Origin of the sequence: Anaerococcus marasmi (assembly GCF_900290195.1) — a bacterium.
Lineage (GTDB): Bacteria > Bacillota > Clostridia > Tissierellales > Peptoniphilaceae > Anaerococcus > Anaerococcus marasmi.
Window position 1 is genome coordinate 694,584 of record NZ_OLMF01000004.1, and the last position, 20,219, is coordinate 714,802.

Here is a 20,219-nt window from a genome sequence, read left to right on the forward strand (position 1 = left end):
ACTCTGAGTATTTGGAAGCTTGCTAATACCTTGGGGTGGCAATAGAGACATTCTTCAATTACTTTTCCTCAAAAGATGACCTCTCTTTAGAAAGGGTCTGGGAAGATATCTTCCGCATATATAATTAAAATAATAAGTCCAATGATTTTCTAATCTATTTATCCAATTTCTCAAAGTTTCATCTGGAATATCATATTTCTTAGCGACATTTCGATAACCACCAGATTCACCTGATTAGTGTTCTAGTGCTAATTTTATTTTAAATTCTTTTGTGTATTTTGGCATAAAAACCCCTCCATCCGTATTTTGGATTTTGGGGTTCAGGTCATTTTTTGTGGGCTTCTTTTAATTTATTTTCTAATAATATCCCACTAGTTATATATAATAAAACTTCTACAATTAAAATTATTATTATTCTTACAGTTGTTATTTCGAGATATTTTTGGACCAGAAATCCTACAAGGAGAAACACAGCCCCAAGGATAAAGCAAAGTTTACTCATCTTATCATTAGCATAATACCAATTAGCCTTATTTTTCATAGAAAGAGCTGACCTATAACCGTATTTGTCATTAATCTTCTTATCCTTTACTCTTTCGCAAACAAAGCCTGTTATAATCAAAAAGGCTGGCACAAAGTAAAGCAATAAATTTTTGTAAAACATAAGGCCTCCTATAAGTATCTTTCAAATATAAAGTCAAGTCCCATCGCCCAAGCCATGGAGTAGAGAAATATGGATGGACCCTTGAAGAGAAATATTACACTTGCGAATTTCTTAAAGCTCATATCTGTAAGTCCTGACAAGTAACAAAGGAAATCGTCAGGAGCTACCGGAAATAAAATCGCAAGGGCAAAGAACTTCTCATAGGACTTGTCGTTAATCTTGTGATGGTATTTCTCAAAAGTGTCCTTACCGAAAATCCTTATCACAATTGACTTGCCGAAATTTCTAGAGATAAAAAACACTAGAATTGATCCAATACAGATAGAAATGTAATTATAGATAAAACCCCAAAAGGCTCCGAATATAATCACGCCAAATACAGTAGTAAGTCCGCCTGGGATTATTGGAAGGACAACCTGAACCACTTGGATAATCATAAAGAAAAGAGGGGCTAGCTTACCCTTAGATAGGATATAAGTCCTAAAGCTATCTATAGAATTAAATAGTCCTGCCCTATAGCCTAAATATCCCAAGATTGTAAATATTACAAGCATAAGGACTGATATTATGTTGAAAATATTTTTCTTTATTATAGCTTTCATAAATCCCTCTTTGTATGATGTTTGTAATACAATATTACACCTTTATTTCTTCCTTGTCAAATCTATTATATGAAATTAAGCAATATTTTTCAAGATTTAACATTGTTAATCTAAGTCTTACTTATATTAAATTTTATGTAAATAAAAAGGCCTCAAAGCCTTTATTTTTTTCGTAAAATCAATTATCAATTTACTTTGAGGTCTATTTTCTTCTTACTTACCAGCTACTTCTATCAGTCTCTTAGTTTGATGAACTACTGCTGGCATTACATCATTAGTAGTTGTAGAGTCTTGTTTTTGTGGATCTTGGCTCGCGCTTACTCCGTAAGGATTTCCTCCTTGCAGATAGATAGAATCATCTGTATATCCTGTTGGAACAATTATTGCTCCCCAATGCATAGCACTTGTATAAATTGCTCTTATAGTTTGCTCTTGGCCCCCATTTGCGTTTTGTGCAGATGAGAAGGCAGTAACGTATTTATTAACTAGTTTTCCTTCTGCCCATACTCCGCCTAGACTATCTATAAAGGCCTTCATTTGATAGGATACATTACCAAATCTTGTTGGTGTGGAAAATATTATTGCATCTGCCCATACTAAGTCCTCTGCTGTGGCTTCTTCAATATCTGCTGTCTCCTTTAGAAGCTTATCCCAAGCAGATCCTTCTATTACATCTGATGTATCGAGGCTTTCGTGGACTTTTCTAAGCCTTACCTCAGCCCCAGCTTCTCTCGCAGTTTCATAAGCCTTCTTGGCCATGGAATAATTAACCCCTGTTTGTGAATAGTAAATTATCGCAAGTTTCATTATATATTCCTTTCTTTAATTATATCTAGTTAGTTATAATTTCGTCTTTATATATATAACCAATATCATTATTTCCAAACATTAAATATCTTTTTCAAAAAGCTTTATCACTTACAAAATTTATGGGATAAAAAATTAAAAAAAGAAAAACCCAAAAGTTAGACCTTTGAGTTTTCCTTTAAACTATCTAAGATATCAGCTTAGACAACTATATTTAAGATTTTACCAGGAACGTAAATTATTTTTCTAATTTCTTTTCCTTCGATATATGAGTTAATATTATTATCTTCTTGGGCGCTCTTTATTGCATCTTCCTTGCTTGCATCCTTATCCATGATGACCTTGCCCCTAACTTTACCGTTGATTTGTACTGGCATTTCGAATGAATCGAAGCTTAATTTGTCCTCATCATAGCTTGGCCATGAAGTTTGGTTAAGCTCTCCCTCATAAGCCATAATCTCCCACAATTCTTCAGTCATGTGTGGAGCTACTGGGTTTAGAAGGGTTATATATGTTTTAAAGTCCTTCTTGGTAATTTTACCTAGAGATTTCATCTCATTTAGGAGGGTCATAAGTTGGGCGATTGCAGTATTAAACTTGAGGTTTTCGTAATCTTCACTTACCTTCTTTATAGTTTGGTTGATCACAACTTCAAGGTCTTTGCTGTACTTATCGCCTTCTACTACAAGATCTGTTAGGTTAAATACTCTTTCTAGATATTTTCTACAGCCTCTTACTCCCTCATCTGACCAGATTGCCATTGATGAGAAATCTCCCATAAACATCTCATAGCATCTTAAGGTATCAGCCCCGTAATCTCTTATAATATCATCTGGGTTTATTACATTTCCACGAGACTTGCTCATCTTTTGGTGGTCGCTTCCTAGGATCATTCCATGGCTAGTTCTTTTCTTGTAAGGTTCTTTTGTTGGAACTACTCCTATATCATAGAGGAATTTGTGCCAGAATCTTGAGTAAAGTAAGTGAAGAGTGGTATGCTCCATTCCACCATTGTACCAATCAACTGGAGAATAGTAGTCTAGGGCTTCTTTACTTGCAATGGCTTCCTTGTTAGCTGGATCCATATATCTTAGATAATACCAGCTTGATCCTGCCCATTGAGGCATGGTGTCTGTTTCTCTTTTGGCAGGTTTTCCACAGATTGGACAAGTAGTGTTTACAAACTCTTCTATCTCTGATAGTGGAGACTCTCCTGTAGCCGTAGGCTCATAGGAAGGAACGTCAGGAAGCTTTACTGGAAGCTCTTCTTCAGGAACTGGAACCCAACCGTGCTCTTCGCAGTAGATCATAGGTATTGGTTCACCCCAATATCTTTGACGAGAAAATACCCAGTCTCTTAGCTTAAAGTTGGTCTTTGCCTTACCAAGTCCCTTTTCTTCTACATATTCGATTGCTTTTTTCTTAGCATTACTTGCTGATAGGCCGTTTAGGAAGTCTGAATTGATTGCCTCTCCCTTATTGATATCAGTAGTAGGAAGCTCTTCTCCCGTATCATAAACCGGAATAATTGGCATATCAAACTTCTTAGCAAATTCAAAATCACGGCTGTCGTGAGCAGGAACTGCCATTATTGCTCCTGTACCATAGGTCATTAGGACATAATCTGATACCCAAATTGGAATTTCCTTATCGTTTAGTGGGTTGATTGCAGAGATTCCATCAATCATTACACCAGTCTTATCCTTATTAAGCTCACTTCTTTCGAAGTCAGATTTCTTTTTAGCTTCTTCTTGGTAGGCTTCTATTTCAGAGAAGTTTTTGATTCTTTCTTTGTATTTGTCGAGGATTGGATGCTCTGGGCTTACTACCATGTAGGATACACCAAAAATAGTGTCAGGTCTTGTTGTATATACTGTTAGCTTTTCGTCTAGGTCTTTTATCTTAAAATCTACATCACAACCATGGCTCCTACCTATCCAATTGATTTGGCTGGCCTTAATTCTTTCTTCAAAGTCAACTTCTTCTAGATCATCTATCAATCTGTCTGCATATTCCGTTATTTTTAGCATCCATTGATTTTTCATCTTGTGGACTACTTCTGTGCCGCATCTTTCACACTTACCATCTACTACTTCTTCGTTGGCAAGTCCTACTTGACAAGATGGACACCAGTTTACTGACATTTCATTCTTGTAGGCTAGTCCACGCTTATACATTTGAATGAAGATCCATTGGCTCCACTTATAATAATCAGGATCAGTTGTATTTACTTCCCTATCCCAATCAAAGGAAAATCCTATTGATTTCATTTGCTCTTTGAAGTGGGCAATGTTATCTTCTGTGACCTTAGCTGGGTGGATTTTGTTTTTGATAGCGTAGTTTTCTGTTGGAAGACCAAAAGCATCCCATCCCATTGGATACATTACATTTTCTCCCTCAAGTCTCCTCTTACGAGCTACGACATCAAGGGCGGTATATGGACGAGGGTGTCCTACGTGTAGGCCTTGTCCTGATGGGTAAGGAAACTCTACCAAAGGATAGAATTTCTTCTTATTATTATCTATCTCAGACTTAAAAGTCTTCTCATCATCCCATTTCTTTTGCCATTTTTTCTCTATGGCATTTGGATTATATTCAACCATTACTCCCCCTAGTTCTTATCAGCGAAGGCACGTACATATCTTGGATAAGCTAGTACGTCTCTGATATTTTTCATTCCTGTAACATACATTACAGCTCTCTCAAATCCTAGTCCGAAGCCTGAGTGAACTACTGTACCGAATCTTCTTAGATCTAGGTAGTTTTCGTACTCTTCTGGATTTAGGCCATTTTCTTCCATTGATTTGTATAATTCGTCGTATCTTTCTTCCCTTTGTGAACCACCTATTAGCTCACCTACTCCAGGAACTAGCATATCGAAGGCTGCAACAGTCTTGCCATCGTCATTTCTTTTCATATAGAAGGCCTTGATGTTTTTTGGATAGTCTGTTACAAATACAGGTCCCCCTACGATTTTTTCAGAAAGATATCTCTCGTGTTCAGTTTGTAGGTCGATTCCCCATTCTACTGGGAATTCGAATTTCTCACCAGATTCTTGTAAAAGTTCGATTGCCTTTGTATAAGTTACTCTAGCAAATTCTGCATCTCTTAATTTCTCTAGTCTTTCAATTAGTCCCTTGTCAATCCAGGTATTGAAGAAATTCATCTCATCTGGAGCGTTCTCTAGTAGGTAATTGATAGAATACTTGATCATATCTTCTGCCACATCCATGGCTAGATTATAATCTGTAAAGGCCATTTCAGGCTCTAGCATCCAAAACTCTGCGGCATGTCTTGGAGTGTTTGACTCTTCTGCCCTAAAAGTTGGACCGAAGGTATAGACATCTCCAAAGGCTAGGGCGTAATCTTCTGCCTCAAGCTGACCTGATACTGTTAGATAGCTCTTCTTGCTAAAGAAGTCCTTACTATAGTCGACACTTCCGTCTTCATTTCTAGGAGCGTCATCTGGGTCTATTGTTGTTATATTAAACATCTCTCCTGCTCCTTCTGCGTCAGAAGAAGTTACTATTGGAGGGTTCACATATAGGAAGCCTCTTTCTTGGAAGAACTTGTGGAGAGAGTAAGCAAGGATTGATCTTACCCTGAAAACAGCCCTATAGGTGTTTGTTCTAGCCCTAAGATGAGGGATAGTTCTCATAAATTCTAGTGTTTGTCTTTGCTTTTGGATAGGGAATTTTTCAGAAGATTCTCCTAATACATTTACAACTTTCGCTTGGATTTCGTAAGGATTTTTGCTATTACCTGTTTTTACCAAAACTCCCTTAACTTCAAGTGATGTTGATAAGTATTGCTTGTCGAGTTCATCGTAATTTTCTATATCACTTCCTACAACTACTTGTAAGTTCTTGAAGGTTGTTCCATCATTTAGCTCGATAAAACCAACATTTTTACCAAATCTTTGGTTTCTCATCCAACCATATACACAAACTTCCCTATCAACATATTTATCTACTTCATTTAATATATCTCTAATCTTCATTTATCCCTCTCTTTATTTTCTCAAGTCTTTCTATCATTTCTTTTTCATATCCAACTTTCTTCGCCTCATAGAATTTCTCTTCTATGAACTCATCTGGAAGATAGTCTTGCTCTACATAGCCTCCGTAAGCGTGAGGATAGAGGTATTCGTCCTTTACCAAATTCTTTGATCCCTTGTAGTGGGTATCTTTAAGCTTATTTGGTACTTCTTTATCCTTATTATTCTTAACAAAATCAATCGCATTATCTATTGCAAGGTATGTAGAATTACTCTTTGGTGCAGCCGCAAGATATGTGACCACTTGGCCAAGGATTATCCTAGCCTCTGGCATTCCTACCGTATCTATAGCCTTAAAACAATTGACCGCCATAACCAGGGCATTTGGATCGGCATTAGATATGTCTTCTGATGCAAATATAATCATCCTTCTTGCTATAAACTTGATATCTTCTCCTGATTCAAGCATCTTGGCAAGATAAAAGAGTGCTGCATCTATATCTGAACCTCTCATGGATTTGATAAAGGCACTGGTTGTGTCATAATGTCTATCTCCATTTTTGTCGTATACGGCAATTTTTTTCTGGGTAGAATTTTCAATAGTAGACTTTCCTATAACTATTCTACCATCAATCTCATCTTCTGAAAATATAGCAATCTCTAAAGCATTAAGTAAGGCCCTAGAATCTCCATTGGAGTATTTTATTAGAGTCTGTCTCGCTTCATCTTCTATTATAATATCCTTAGTCTTTAGGATCTCATCTTTCTTAAGAGCAGAATCGATCAAGCTTGATAGGTCTTCATCACTTAAGCTTTTTAGCTCGAAGACATACATCCTAGATATCAAGGCCTTATTTACCTCGAAGTAAGGATTTTCTGTAGTCGCTCCAATAAGAATAAGGGTTGAATCCTCTACGAAAGGTAAAAGATAATCCTGTTGGCTTTTGTTAAATCTGTGAATCTCGTCAATAAAAAGGATAGTTTTCTTATTCTCGAAAGATAAATTATCCTTGGCTATCTGTACTTTTTTCTTAAGGTCAGATATTCCACTTGCCACAGCAGAGATCTCTTCGAAGGCCATATTAGTCTTTTTGGAGATGATCTTAGCAAGGCTAGTCTTACCCACTCCAGGTGGCCCATAGAAAATCATCGAATATATCCTATCCGCCTTGATCATCCTATTAATAATCTTTCCATCTCCTATAAGATGGTCTTGACCTAGGTAATCACTTAAGTCCTTGGGCCTTAACCTATCAGCTAGAGGAGCACTTTTTTCTAATTGATTAATCCTATTAAGTTCAAATAAATCCATTATCTCCTCCTAAAGAAAAGGAGCTGTTGCAAAATTATGAATAACAATCGTTCCATCGTTAGAAGGTTCTCTTAGGAAATTTACCTCCTCTAGCCGGTAAGCTAATTATAGCCCGCCGGCTAATTGAGGCAAAATTTCCGTGGAGGTTCTTCTAACGATAACGGAACGATTTATTCATTCTGCAACAGACCCCTTATCTTTTAAACTTTTTATTTCTTCATAAAAGGAATCAACATCCTTAAATTCTCTATAAACCGATGCAAACCTCACGTAGGCAACTGGATCTAGCTCTTTTAGCTCAGCCATAACCAGCTCTCCTATATAGGTTGAACTTATTTCTTTGTTTCCCGTATGATTTATTCTAGTTTCTACATTCCTAGCAACTTTTTCAATATCATCCATAGTCACCGGTCTTTTTTGGCAACTTTTTACAATTCCTGCTATCAATTTCGTTGGGTCATAGGCTTCTCTTGTTTCGTCCTTTTTTATGACCATGATAGTAGAATCTTCATATCTTTCGTAAGTTGAAAACCTACGATCACAATCTTCGCACAAGCGTCTTCGTCTTATAGCCCTATCGTCTTCTGTTGATCTTGAATCCAAAACCCTGGTATTGGTTGAATCGCAGTAGGGACATCTCATCTTATTTTAGAAAATCTGGCAAGTCGAAGTCATCAAATGGGTTTGATGATTTTTTCTTAGCGCTTGGTCTTTGAGGAGCTTTAAGCTCTTCTCTATTTCTTGAAGCTTGTTGTACGCTTCTTCTTGCTGGTGTTGGATTATCAAAACCTGTTGCGATAACAGTAATCTTGATATCATCTCCCAGAGATTCATCACTACCAACTCCGAATATGATATTAGCATCAGAGTCGATATTTTCTCTAATAAGCTCTGCTGCTTCATTAGCTTCCATTAGACCAACTTCAGCTGCAGTTACGTTAAGTAATACTGCGTTTGCTCCTTCGATGCTTGTCTCAAGCAGTGGTGAGTTAACAGCAGCCTTAGCAGCTTCAACAGCCCTATTTTCACCATTAGCTCTACCGATACCCATGTGGGCAATTCCTTGATCAGACATGATTGACTCAACGTCAGCGAAGTCAAGGTTTATTACGTTAGGTACAGCGATTAGCTCTGAAATACCACTTACTGCATCCATAAGTACTTGATCTGCCATCTTGAAGGCATCTACCATTGATGTTCTCTTTTCTACGATTTGTAGGAGTCTATCATTTGGAATTGTGATTAAGGTATCTACATTTTCCTTTAATCTTTCGATTCCACCTTCAGCTTGGTTTTGTCTTTTTCTACCTTCGAAAGTAAATGGCTTAGTTACAACACCAACTGTCAAGATTTCCATCTCTTTAGCAACTTTCGCAACTACTGGAGCAGCACCTGTACCTGTTCCACCGCCCATTCCAGCAGTAATAAAGATCATGTCTGCGCCTTTGATAGCTTCTGATATTTCGTTTTTAGACTCTTCTGCAGCCTTTTCTCCAACTTCAGGATTAGCTCCAGCTCCAAGGCCTCTTGTTAGTTTCTCACCAATTTGAAGTCTAATATCTGCGTTTGATTCTTGTAGTGTTTGAAGATCTGTGTTTAGTGCCAAAAATTCTACACCAGATAATCCGCTTTCTCTCATCCTGCTGATTGCGTTGTTTCCACCGCCACCAACTCCGATGACTTTAATCTTTGCTAAAGAGCTGTTGTCCATTTCCATGTTAATGTTTGCCATACTTTCCCCCATTTTATTCTAATAGATAAATCTTATATTAAGAACCTTCGTTTATTTCAACTACTGGGTTTTTTCCATTACTTAAATCTATGGAAGAAACATCTAGGTCCTTACTTTCTACATCCTTTAGGATTGATTCTAGTAATCTAATCTTGTATGAACTTTCTTTCAAATCACCAAAATCAACTCTCATATCTTTTATTATTATACCAATATGCCTATTGTTTTCAAAATTTAATTCATTAATCAAATCTACGAAGGAAGAAGAGTTTATTTCATTGATAAAATTTAATAAATCCTCATCATCTGTAAATTCTTCTCTAATATCTTCCTTGTAGTCAGAAATCTTAATACTTATTAGAGAATTTTTGGTATTAGCTGGTATTTTTTCGCTATCCATCACCTTTCCTTGATTGGATATATAGGTTATTTTTTCCTTATCTTCTATGAAAAATCTCGGATAGGTCTCTTTGACTTTGATATTGATTACCTTAGGAAAAACCTTCTTTATTTCAGCTTCTTCAATCGTGTCTTCTTCCATAAGTTTTTTTTCGTTCTTTTTTACATTGTAAGTCAATATATTTTTGCCGATTGGATTTTGTACGCTTGAAATAATATCTGTATCCTTAAGCCTTTCATTTCCTGTAACATATACCTGTGAAATTTTCATGTAAGGGTGCCTTAGGGCATTTACTATGAATATCGAAAGGAATAATATAATAAGAAAAATCACGAATCTTTTAGTAAAAGTCTTAGGCTTTTTCTTACTTACGACTCTCCTTGTCCTATTTTTATTGCTAGCTTCAGGCATCTGACTTTTCTTTCTAGCTTTTCTTTTATCTTTCATCTTTGATCAACCCTTCAATTATATGAAAAATCTTATCTCCTGCCTCATCATCAGAAAGAGCCTTGGCGTTATCGCCCATTTTCTTAAGCTTATCCTTATCCCTAATTATTTCTTTAATTTTTCTATCTAAAACAGCTCCATCTAGGTCTTTTTCTAAAATCATTATAGATGCGCCGTTATCAACATAGGTTTGTGCATTAAACTGCTGGTGGTTTTCTGTAGTATAAGACTTAGGTATAAGTATTGAAGCTTTTCCTACAGCAGAGATTTCAGAAAGACTCATAGCTCCAGATGAAGCTATAACAAGATCACTTACTGCATAGAAAAGATCTATATTATCTATATAGGAAAATACCTTAAGATATTCGCTTTTCTCTACCTCTGCCATGAAATCATCGTAGTTTTTCTTTCCAGTTTGGTGGAGTAGATAGTAGGAACCGTCGAGATTTTTGGATAATTCCTTAACTGCCTCGTTCATATAATAAGATCCATTTGACCCTCCAAAGGAAAATACAACTGGTCTGTCTTTCTTGATTCCTAAATCTTTAAGGTCTTTGTCAGTAAAGTCAGACTTAAAGCTAGTCCTTACAGGGTTACCTGTTACTAGGATCCTTTCCTTGTGCTTAAAGTGCTTTTCTGCTTCCTTGTAGGATATTAGGACCTTGTCTACCTTGTTTGATAAAAACTTTGATGCCATGCCTGGGTAGGAGTTTGACTCGTGGACTAAAGAGGGAATTCCCTTCTTACTTGCCTGATATAGGATAGGAGCACAAACATATCCTCCCGTTCCTATTACAAGGTCTGGCTTATATTCCTTTATTATTTTCTTAGCCTTCTTGAAACCTTCAAAGTTTCTAAGAAGGGATTTGAATAGTTTTTTGTTTATCCTTCTAGGAATCCCCATGCCAGGAAGGTCTATAAATTTATAGCCATATTTTTGGGCAACAGTCTCTTCTGGGCCATTTTTTATGCCGACATAGATTATTTCCACATCAGGAATTTCTTTTTGAAGTTTTTCTCCTATGGCTATGGCTGGATAAATATGTCCACCCGTTCCTCCGCCTGAAATTATTACTTTCATCTAATCATCCTTTGTATTTCTCTATCTTTTCTTTAAAGTCCCTGCCTCTTTCTTCAAAATTCTTGTACATACCCCAAGAGGCACTTGCAGGTGATAAGAGGAAGATATCCCCTTCTTCTAAATTATCGAAGGAAATCTTTACTGCTTCTTCCATATCCTTGGCCTTCTTGTAATTTACTTTGTAGGCTTCGCAAAGACTCGCCAATTTATCTGTAGTTTGTCCAATGATAACCATAAGCTTACCATATTTTTTGAATTCTTTGACATAAGGACTGTAGTCGATATTTTTATCGTAGCCTCCTGCAATTATTACCATTGGCTTGTCGAAACTTTGAATAGCCTTGACTGAGCTATCTACATTAGTTCCCTTGGAGTCATTGTAGACCTTAACTCCCCTTATATCTGCCACAAACTCCAGCCTATGCTCTATTGATTTAAAGCTTTTAGAAGCTTTTATGATATCTTCTATAGAAACCCCATATATAAAGCAAGCAAGAATAGCAGCCATCAAGTTTTCGTAATTGTGTCTGCCTATTATTGAAAGATCATCTACATCCATTAATTTAATATTTTTTCCTTGATCTTTAAAGAATATAGATGATCCTTTAAGATAGCATCCTCGATCAACTTCTTCTTTTGAAGAAAACTCATAGACTTTTGCCAAAAAGTCATCCTTATGGGCTTGTAATATAGGATCGTCGTGATTAATCACTAGAAAATCACCTGAGTCTTGTCTTATACTAATATTAAGTTTTGAATTAATATAATCATCAAAAGATCCATGCCAATCGATATGATCTTCAGTAATGTTTGTAATACAGGCTATATGAGGTTTGTAAGTAGATACATCGTGAAGTTGGAAGCTTGATAGCTCACAAGAGAAAACCACACTTGGATTCTCGTACATTTGCCACAAGATTCCCTCACCAATATTTCCTACAGAAATAGCCTTTCTGCCAGATTCATTAAGTATATGGCTAATCATAGATGTAGTCGATGTCTTGCCATTGGTCCCAGTTGTAGCTATGATTTTAGCTTCAGGAAAGAGTCTAAAGGATAGTTCAATATCAGATATTATCTCGTATTTTTCCCCTAGTTTCTTTACCACTTCATCCCTTGGGGGAATACCTGGGCTTTTTATTACAAATTCAAAATCAAAATTACAAATTTCACTATCAGAAATAGGGCTATAGTTATAGCCCTTAAGTTCCTTAACTTCTTTTTTATTTTTATCAAAGGTATAGACATCATAGCCCATCTTATCCAGGGTCTTTGCTGCTGATATACCTGTTAGTCCCAAACCGTATACTAAAACTTTCTTCATACTAATGCCGCCAATGTTATCATACAAAATATTACAGATACTACTGCAAATGCTACTACTATTTTTTGTTCCTTATAGCCTTTTAGTTCAAAGTGATGGTGAATAGGAGTCATTAGAAAGACTCTCTTCTTGTTTCTATGTCTGTAGCTTGTAACTTGGATTATTACAGATAGAGTTTCCAAGACATAAATTCCACCAAAGATTATTAGATACAAAGGTATTTTTAAATTTATTGCCATGGCAACTATTGCTCCACCGATTGCCATAGATCCCGTATCTCCCATAAATACTGCCGCAGGATTTGAATTGAATATCAAAAATCCTAAGAGGCTTCCAAGCATTATATAAGAAAATATTTCATTATCTGTTCCCTTTCCTATTATGGCAAGTGTTATAAATACTGGAAGAGATACTGTGGCGAGCAAGCCGTCTAGGCCGTCTGTAAGATTTGTAGCATTAGTTGTACCTACTATTATGAAAATCATAATAGGAATACCAATTACTCCAAGTCTTATACTTGTGTTTGTAAAAGGTATCAACAAAGATCCTATCGAATCCTTATCATTTATATAAGCTAGAACTGAAATTATAAGGGCAAGTCCAAATTGTAGGATTATCTTTCCTCTTGGACTTAGTCCTTCGGATTGTTTTAGGATAAGTTTCCTAAAGTCATCTATAAAACCAATTGCTCCAAAGCCTATAGTCGATAAAATCACTATCCAAACTTCAAGCCTATCAAGCGGCAAGAATATAAGAGATAAAATTAGGGCTGCTATAATAAAGATTATTCCTCCCATAGTTGGAGTACCAGCCTTCTTGAGATGACTCTTTGGTCCAACCTCTCTTATATTTTGTCCAATCTTTTTTCTTTTTAGAATTGGTAAGATCACAAGGCCTAGGCCTATGCTTAACAATATACTAATAACTATCAACAAAAAATTATTCATCATTAATTCCTATCTACATTTAATTTGACAGTATTATCATCATCCTTATAAACCATGCCCAATTCTTCTAGGGCGTATCTTTGGATTAAATTAAGGTCAATTGCTTCTTCTAGCCTAGTATTTAACCTATCCCTTTGAAGCTCGTAGGAGACGATATCTGCCTGTAATGTATTATACTCATATCTTTTTGCATTCAAGTTATTTCTTTTAACTAGAGCTGTTACAAGAAGACTAACTACAACAAGGAAGGTAAATACAGATAGGACCCCTTTCATTCTCCTATCTCTTTTCTTAAGATTTTGAATCTGTTTGATTTTCTTATTTCTTCTGTTATCCTTAACCTTAAGTCGTTTTCTTTTCTTGTTGTTGTTTTTGCTAATAGCTATTCTTTCTTCCATGTCTATATCCTTTGTCCAACTCTAAGCTTGGCAGGCTTTGATCGAGAATTATCCCTTAGCTCAGCTTTAGTAGCCGTCAGTGGTTTTCTCGTTATAATCTTAATTTTGGCCCTATGATCACATACACATACTGGAAATTCTGGAGGGCAGATACAATCTCTTGCCAAATCCTTGAACTTGTTCTTTACAATCCTATCTTCTAGGGAGTGGAAGGTGATTATTGCAATCCTTCCGTCTTTTTTTAAGTGATCAACGACTTTTTCTATAGTGTTTTCCAAAACTTCTAGTTCTCTATTTACTTCTATTCTTAGGGCTTGGAATACTCTTTTTTCAGGATGAGCATCTTGACTTTTTATAGATTTGCTTACAATTTCTCGAAGTTTAAAAGTCGTATCGATTCTTTCTTCTTCACGTAGACTTACTATATTTCTAGCGATAGCCCTTGCGAATCTCTCCTCACCATATTCGAAAAATATACGCTCTAGCTCATCCTGAGAGTATTCATTGACAATAACTTCCGCTGTTAACTCATTATCCTGGTTCATCCTCATATCCAAAGGACCATCCTTCATATATGAAAATCCCCTATCCGCATTGTCAATTTGATATGAACTTACGCCAATATCCATCAAAGCCCCATCTATCAAATCAAGGCCAAGGTCTTCTAGGGCTTTCTCGAAGTTTTCGAAGTTACTATTTACGAAGCTAACATTAGAAAAGTCCCTTAAGTTTTCCTTGGCAGCTTCAATGGCTTCTTTATCCTGATCGATTGCTATAAGCCTTCCCTTATCAGAAAGTCTTTCTAGGATCATCTTGGAATGACCTCCCTTTCCCAGGGTTAAGTCTAGGTAAATTCCATCTGGATTAATATTTAGATTTTCTATAGTCTCTTTTGCGAGAACTGGTATGTGTTCAAATTTCATATTATTCATCCATTATATCGGATAGATTCACCTCTACTTCGTCAATATAAGCCTCCCAATTGGCCCTATCCCAAAGCTCAATTGTGCTATTATTTCCAATTATCATTGCTTCTTCTTTGATCTCGCTATAGTCTCTCAGGTTCTTGTTAAGAAGGACTCTACCTTGTTTGTCAAGGCTTGCCTTTACGGTGGATGAGAAAAATAGTCTCTTGATAGCGCGGTTTTTCTTATTTTGCACTTCCAAGCCATCAAGTCTTTCGGATTGCTTGACAAATTCTTCCTCAGTGTAGATTACTAGGGACTTCTCTGGACCCTTGGTTATGTAGAAGTTCTCAGATAAATCATCTCTAAACTCACTCGGTATCATTATTCTATTTTTAGAATCTAACTTGTGAGTAAATTCACCTAAAAACATTTCCCACCACTTTCTACCACTATATTCCACTTCACTATCATTTTATACTAAAAGCACTTTATTTGCAACAAAACCTGCTAACAAAAGTCAAGGAGAAAAGCAAATTAATTTTGTATTTCTCCTTGTTAATTAGAGTTTAAATTTGAGCATACCAAATAAACCGGTTACTATCGGCTTGTTTTTTTACTATTGCATTCTTAATTCTAGGCTACTTTTAACAACTTCTTTTCTTGTTTTGATGCCATAACTTTTGCATAGTATATTCTTAAGAATTTATTTAATCCTGCAAATTTACATACTTTTTTCGCTTTTCCATCGTTTTCTTTTTTTACCATATACAGATATATTTCATTTTCAGGATCTTTTGCACTCATCATACATTTCATAGCTTGGTAACCTACTTTTCTTAGTATTGCATTGCCTCTTTTTGTTATTTTTCTCTGGTCTGCTTTAAAATTCCCTGATTCATATGGTGGTGAATCTATTCCTACAAAAGATATTAAACTTTTTTTATTTTTGAATTTTGATAAGTCTCCAAACTCTGCTGTGATTTGTACTGCTAATTTATCTGATATTCCTGAGAATTTTTTTGCTTCTTGATATTCTTCTAGGGGCTCGGCAATTTCTATCATTTGTGATAAAATAGTATGTAGAATTTGATTTATATGTTTTATCAATTCTATTCCTTCTTGTATGCTAGTCTTTATATATGAGCTATTAGAAGGTTGAGTTGAGATACTTTCCTCTGCGAGCTTGTATATGGATTTAGCTTTATCAGCATTAGGATGGTATCTCTTTTCTTTTGCCCAGTTTTTAAAATCTTCTATGAATTTTTCTTCTGTTTTTTCTAATACTAGGTTTTTATGCCACCATCTTTCTAAGAAGTCTAATAGTTTATCTTTTGAAAAGTCTCCTGACGCGTGTGGAATTAATTTCTTTATTCCTGGAAATGTTTGACTTATTGTTTGGTCTATGAAGTTCATTTGATTTATTCTTAAGTCCATATAGTGCTGATAGGATCTGTTTAATTCTTTTAGGACTCTGAAATTTTCTGAATCTATTTTGTATTCTTGTAATTCTTTCCAGTACATCAAGCCATATTCTGCTATTTGTATGGCATCTATATTATCATTTTTTGCTTTTCTAAAGTTAAGTACTCGACAAAACTGTTTCATTTTCAAAGGGTTTACCACAGTTACAAAGTATCCTTTGTCTTTTAATTCATAGAGGATTGGAAGATGGTATTTACCTGTTGCTTCCATGATTATTTTTACTTCTTCGTTTAATGAATCTAGTTTCTTTAAAAATTCTTCTACTTTTGTTTTCTTAAGATGGACATCAAAAGGCTTCCAAATGATTTTGCTACCTTGTTCTAGTGCACAGACTGTAAACTTCTCTTTTGCTATATCTATTCCTATAGATATCATTTTATTACCCTCTTTCTTTTAATTTGTAGTTCCTACCTGCACCATTACACTCATTTTAGCTCGTGACACGGACTTTTTGCCCAACCTGCTTAACCGAATATGAATAATGAAGAGATAGATGACAGTTTTATTGGCGGATGTTTAAACCCTAAAAGACGGTCGTCATACTACATCTTCATTATACAAAAATAGTGCAAGATAGAAATTAATTTCTTTCTTACACTATTTATGGTACTAAAAAGTCGGCCCTAAGCCGACTCTAAAATTATCTGATTTTTATATTTTATCTATAAAGCTTAAGCTTGTAAGATCTATCACTTAAACTTTATAATCTTCTCTTTTTTCTCTTTACTTTTATTTTCCCTAAAATAAGGTGGGAGATGATTTTTATTTGCCCAAATATATAGGACTATTCCTAGAAGAACATAGATTATACTCATAAGCTGTGCTGTTCTTAAAGATCCTATATAAAGGGAATCTGTCCTAAGACCTTCTACAAAATATCTCAAGATCCCATATAGGGTGAAATAAATTGCAGACTGCTTACCCTTATCTGGATTTTTCTTCCTGTAATTTATTAGGAGAATAAATATTAAAACATCTCCGATAGATTCATATAGGAAGGTTGGATGAACCTTGACTCCATCTATGATAATCCCCCAAGGAAGGTCTGTCGGCCCCCCATGGGCTTCGGAGTTTGCAAAATTGCCCCATCTACCTATACCTTGAGCAAGGACAAGAGAAGGTACTAGTACATCCATAAGATCTAGGAGAGGGATCTTTTTGTATCTTGCATATATTATAAGGGCTATACTTCCAAAGAGGATTCCCCCATGGATTGCAAGACCTCCCGCCCTAAAGTTTAGGATCTGTGAAGGGTTACTTCCATAATAGTCCCACTCGAAGATAACATACCAAAACCTTGCTCCGATTATTCCGATTGGTAGGATAACAAAAAGCAAATCATAGATAAAGTCTTCATCAAAACCTCGCCTTACGAACTCACTTTTTGCAAATTGTGCCGCGATAAATATTCCCGTTATGATTATTATTGCATACCAATAGATTTCTATACCGAATATTCTAAAGGCAACAGGATCTATATTAAATTCCATCTTTATTCCTCGCTAGAATCATCCCAGTTTGAGTATACTTCTTGGACATCGTCGTTATCTTCCAGAGTATCTATTAGCTTATTAAGCTTATCCACATGTTCTTCTTCTACGCTAATCATGTTATCTGCAAGATAAGATATATCTGCACTTTCTATTTTATAGCCTAATTCTTTTAGTTTATCATTGGCATCGTTAAAGCTATTAACGTCTGTGATAGCCTCGAAGTATTCTCCCATTTCCTTGACATCTTCGCAGCCTGTTTCTAGGGCATCCATCATGAATTCATCGAAGTCTTTTCCTTCTTTTCCTACTATGATATCGCCCTTTCTTTGGAACATGAACATAACGGATCCATCAGTTCCAAGATTTCCACCGTTTTTGTCAAAGGCATGTCTTACATCAGGAGCTGTTCTATTTTTATTATCTGTTAGGCAGTCTACTATTACAGCAACTCCACCTGGTCCGTATCCTTCATAGATTACTCTTTCGAAATTATCTGAAGCATCATCTCCTGCTGCTTTCTTGATAGCTCTATCTATGTTATCATTTGGCATGTTATCTGCCTTAGCTTTATCTATAGCAGTTTTAAGAGCAGGGTTATATTCTGGGTTTACTCCACCCTCTTTGGCTGCAACTGTTATATTTCTAGCGTGTTTTGTAAAGATTTTGCCCTTTTTGGCATCTTCACTTCCCTTTTTATTTTTAATCTTGCTCCATTTATTATGTCCTGACATATTTCCTCCTATTTTCCTTCAAATAACATCAAAGTATCTTTGACTTCTATTTTGATATTGGCGCTTGTTATATTGATAAGGTCATTTTCTATTTTGGGGTAATCTTCGCTTCTAATATGAAGCCTAATCTTAACCAAATCGGTAAAGTCCTTATCTATGACCTTAAGCTTATTTTCTGCTAGGTAGTTTTCAATTATACCAAGCACCGTATACGAATGAATTAATTCTACTTCAAAATACTCTCTCTTACAAACTATATTATCCGATACAGTATCTGTAACTCCCCTGGTATAGGCCCTAACAAGTCCTCTTTTTCCTAATAGCTTGCCACCGAAATATCTGGTAACGACAACGCAAATATTTCTGACCTCTTCTTTTTCAAGAACAGATAGCATAGGAAGGCCCGCAGACCCTTGGGGTTCGCCATCATCTGAGTATCTTTTAATCTCAGGGATTTCATTTATGATATAGGCCGAGCAGTTGTGATTTGCTTGCTTGTTTTTATCCTTTATCTCTTCGATAAAAGCTATAGCTTCTTTCTCACTTTCTACATACTTGGCGCTTGTTATAAATCTCGACTTTTCCTCTTCGAACTCGCTAGTCTTAAATCCCTTTATGGTCCTATACTTTTTTAATATATCTGTCATATTTCGAATAGTCCTCTTTGCTTATTTCTAGTTTCAATATGCTAGAAGTTGGATCATAGTCTCTTTCTATGATATCATAATTCGTCATGATATAATCTAAAACCTTGCCATCTTCAAATGGAATTGCCATTTCTACAAGCTCATAGTCTTTTTTGATGATTGAGACGATTTTCTCCTTAAGTCTTATAAGATCTTCTTCTTTGTGAGCAGATATTTGGATTTTTTCACTATCTCTTTTGTATAGACTTACACCTAACTGATCGTCTACCTTATCCATTTTATTAAAAACGTAAAGAACTTCCTTATTTCCTATATCAATTCCTTCGAGAGACTTTTCGATTGTCTCTATCTGATGGTCAATGTTATGACTTGAATCGATTACTATAAGGAGCATATCGGCAAATCTAACCTCGTCTAAGGTTGTTAGGAAGGAGTCATTTAGCTCCTTGGAGAGATTGTCGATAAAACCTACAGTATCTGTCAAGGTAACCTTGGTGTTCGAAAAATCTAGCCTCCTAGTAGATGTATCAAGCGTTGCAAAAAGAAGATCGTCCGAATATACATACTTTTCCTCACCGAAAAGCTTTATCATTCCATTTAGGATAGTAGACTTGCCAGCGTTGGTGTAACCAACTAAGGATATATTGTGGACATCCCTTCTGCCCTGCCTATTGATTCTTTTGGTCTTATCCAAATCCTTAAGGGCTTTTTCCAAAGACTTGATATCTCTTACAATAGCACGCCTATCTGTCTCAAGCATGGTCTCACCAGGTCCTCTTGTACCAATTCCTCCTGCCTGCCTTGATAGGTAAGAAAACCATTTGTTGATTCTAGGCAATTGATATTTTAGCTGAGCAAGCTTAATCTTAAGCCTTGCTTCCTTGGTATTTGCACGCATAGCAAAAATATCTAGGATAAGAGTTGTCCAGTCCACTACGTGAAGCTTCATCTCTTCTTCTAGATTGTAAAGCTGACTAGCTGATAATTCTACATCAAATATTACCGTATCTATGTCATTTTTTTGGGCAAGATCCATAATCTCTTCGACTTTTCCCTTGCCTATATAATATCTGGGATTGACCTTGCTTATGTTTTGGGATACGTAAGCTTCAGTCTTTCCTCCTGCAGTATTAATCAAAGACTCTAATTCATAAATCTTGTTATCGAGATCGTCGTCTTTATCTACTGCATTAACTTGTATAACTCTTTGCATAAATTTCCTTTCTAAAAATGATTATACGACTAAT

20 protein-coding genes are annotated in these 20,219 nt (G+C 35.8%); all 20 read right to left on the bottom strand.

The features are described 5' to 3' along the window. Nucleotides 1-325: 325 nt before the first annotated feature. Entirely contained in the window at nt 326-664 is a 339-nt protein-coding gene (locus C7D97_RS03695; protein WP_105300778.1) for an SdpI family protein, read from the bottom strand. Between the two features lie 8 nt (nt 665-672). After that, nucleotides 673-1,266: a TVP38/TMEM64 family protein gene (locus C7D97_RS03700; protein ID WP_105300779.1), complete on the bottom strand. Its 594-nt coding sequence runs from the start codon at nt 1,264-1,266 to the stop codon at nt 673-675. Nucleotides 1,267-1,479: 213 nt separating this feature from the next. Then, nucleotides 1,480-2,073 (bottom strand): NAD(P)H:quinone oxidoreductase, encoded by a 594-nt coding sequence (wrbA, locus tag C7D97_RS03705; RefSeq protein ID WP_105300780.1) that lies wholly within the window; start codon nt 2,071-2,073, stop codon nt 1,480-1,482. Between the two features lie 200 nt (nt 2,074-2,273). Further along, entirely contained in the window at nt 2,274-4,676 is a 2,403-nt protein-coding gene (gene leuS / locus C7D97_RS03710; protein ID WP_105300781.1) for a leucine--tRNA ligase, read from the bottom strand. Nucleotides 4,677-4,684: 8 nt separating this feature from the next. Next, a complete protein-coding gene (asnS, locus tag C7D97_RS03715; RefSeq protein ID WP_105300782.1) occupies nt 4,685-6,073 on the bottom strand; it encodes an asparagine--tRNA ligase in 1,389 nt (462 codons plus the stop codon). Then, complete coding sequence (locus C7D97_RS03720; RefSeq protein WP_105300783.1) at nt 6,063-7,382, bottom strand: replication-associated recombination protein A; 1,320 nt, start codon at nt 7,380-7,382, stop codon at nt 6,063-6,065. The genes asnS and C7D97_RS03720 overlap by 11 nt, the downstream gene beginning before the upstream one ends. A 174-nt stretch (nt 7,383-7,556) precedes the next feature. Continuing rightward, complete coding sequence (gene nrdR, locus C7D97_RS03725) at nt 7,557-8,024, bottom strand: transcriptional regulator NrdR (RefSeq protein WP_105300784.1); 468 nt, start codon at nt 8,022-8,024, stop codon at nt 7,557-7,559. 1 nt (nt 8,025) lies between these two features. Further along, nucleotides 8,026-9,114, bottom strand: a complete 1,089-nt coding sequence (ftsZ, locus tag C7D97_RS03730; RefSeq protein WP_015778124.1) for a cell division protein FtsZ — start codon at nt 9,112-9,114, stop codon at nt 8,026-8,028. 37 nt (nt 9,115-9,151) lie between these two features. Further along, nucleotides 9,152-9,961, bottom strand: a complete 810-nt coding sequence (locus C7D97_RS03735) for a cell division protein FtsQ/DivIB (protein WP_105300785.1) — start codon at nt 9,959-9,961, stop codon at nt 9,152-9,154. Next, complete coding sequence (murG, locus tag C7D97_RS03740) at nt 9,951-11,042, bottom strand: undecaprenyldiphospho-muramoylpentapeptide beta-N-acetylglucosaminyltransferase (RefSeq protein WP_105300786.1); 1,092 nt, start codon at nt 11,040-11,042, stop codon at nt 9,951-9,953. The genes C7D97_RS03735 and murG overlap by 11 nt, the downstream gene beginning before the upstream one ends. A gap of 4 nt (nt 11,043-11,046) precedes the next feature. Beyond that, nucleotides 11,047-12,366 carry a UDP-N-acetylmuramoyl-L-alanine--D-glutamate ligase gene (murD, locus tag C7D97_RS03745; RefSeq protein ID WP_105300787.1) on the bottom strand — a complete coding sequence of 440 codons (1,320 nt, stop codon included), beginning with the start codon at nt 12,364-12,366 and terminating at the stop codon, nt 11,047-11,049. After that, entirely contained in the window at nt 12,363-13,313 is a 951-nt protein-coding gene (gene mraY, locus C7D97_RS03750) for a phospho-N-acetylmuramoyl-pentapeptide-transferase (RefSeq protein ID WP_205408051.1), read from the bottom strand. Before mraY ends, murD begins: the two co-directional genes overlap by 4 nt. 2 nt (nt 13,314-13,315) lie before the next feature. After that, entirely contained in the window at nt 13,316-13,711 is a 396-nt protein-coding gene (locus C7D97_RS03755) for a hypothetical protein (protein ID WP_105300789.1), read from the bottom strand. Nucleotides 13,712-13,713: 2 nt separating this feature from the next. Beyond that, nucleotides 13,714-14,634, bottom strand: a complete 921-nt coding sequence (gene rsmH, locus C7D97_RS03760) for a 16S rRNA (cytosine(1402)-N(4))-methyltransferase RsmH (protein WP_105301852.1) — start codon at nt 14,632-14,634, stop codon at nt 13,714-13,716. 1 nt (nt 14,635) lies between these two features. Further along, the gene (gene mraZ / locus C7D97_RS03765) at nt 14,636-15,049 is read right to left on the bottom strand and encodes a division/cell wall cluster transcriptional repressor MraZ (RefSeq protein WP_105300790.1); all 414 of its coding nucleotides are present in this window, start codon (nt 15,047-15,049) and stop codon (nt 14,636-14,638) included. Between the two features lie 203 nt (nt 15,050-15,252). After that, nucleotides 15,253-16,476: an IS110 family RNA-guided transposase gene (locus C7D97_RS03770; protein ID WP_105300322.1), complete on the bottom strand. Its 1,224-nt coding sequence runs from the start codon at nt 16,474-16,476 to the stop codon at nt 15,253-15,255. Between the two features lie 314 nt (nt 16,477-16,790). After that, on the bottom strand, nt 16,791-17,591 hold the full coding sequence (gene lgt / locus C7D97_RS03775) for a prolipoprotein diacylglyceryl transferase (protein ID WP_105300791.1): 801 nt from the start codon (nt 17,589-17,591) through the stop codon (nt 16,791-16,793). A 2-nt stretch (nt 17,592-17,593) separates the two neighbouring features. Further along, entirely contained in the window at nt 17,594-18,325 is a 732-nt protein-coding gene (locus tag C7D97_RS03780; protein ID WP_105300792.1) for a YebC/PmpR family DNA-binding transcriptional regulator, read from the bottom strand. A gap of 8 nt (nt 18,326-18,333) precedes the next feature. After that, a complete protein-coding gene (locus C7D97_RS03785; protein ID WP_105300793.1) occupies nt 18,334-18,972 on the bottom strand; it encodes an IMPACT family protein in 639 nt (212 codons plus the stop codon). Continuing rightward, nucleotides 18,947-20,185, bottom strand: a complete 1,239-nt coding sequence (gene hflX / locus C7D97_RS03790) for a GTPase HflX (protein WP_105300794.1) — start codon at nt 20,183-20,185, stop codon at nt 18,947-18,949. Before hflX ends, C7D97_RS03785 begins: the two co-directional genes overlap by 26 nt. Nucleotides 20,186-20,219: the final 34 nt, after the last annotated feature.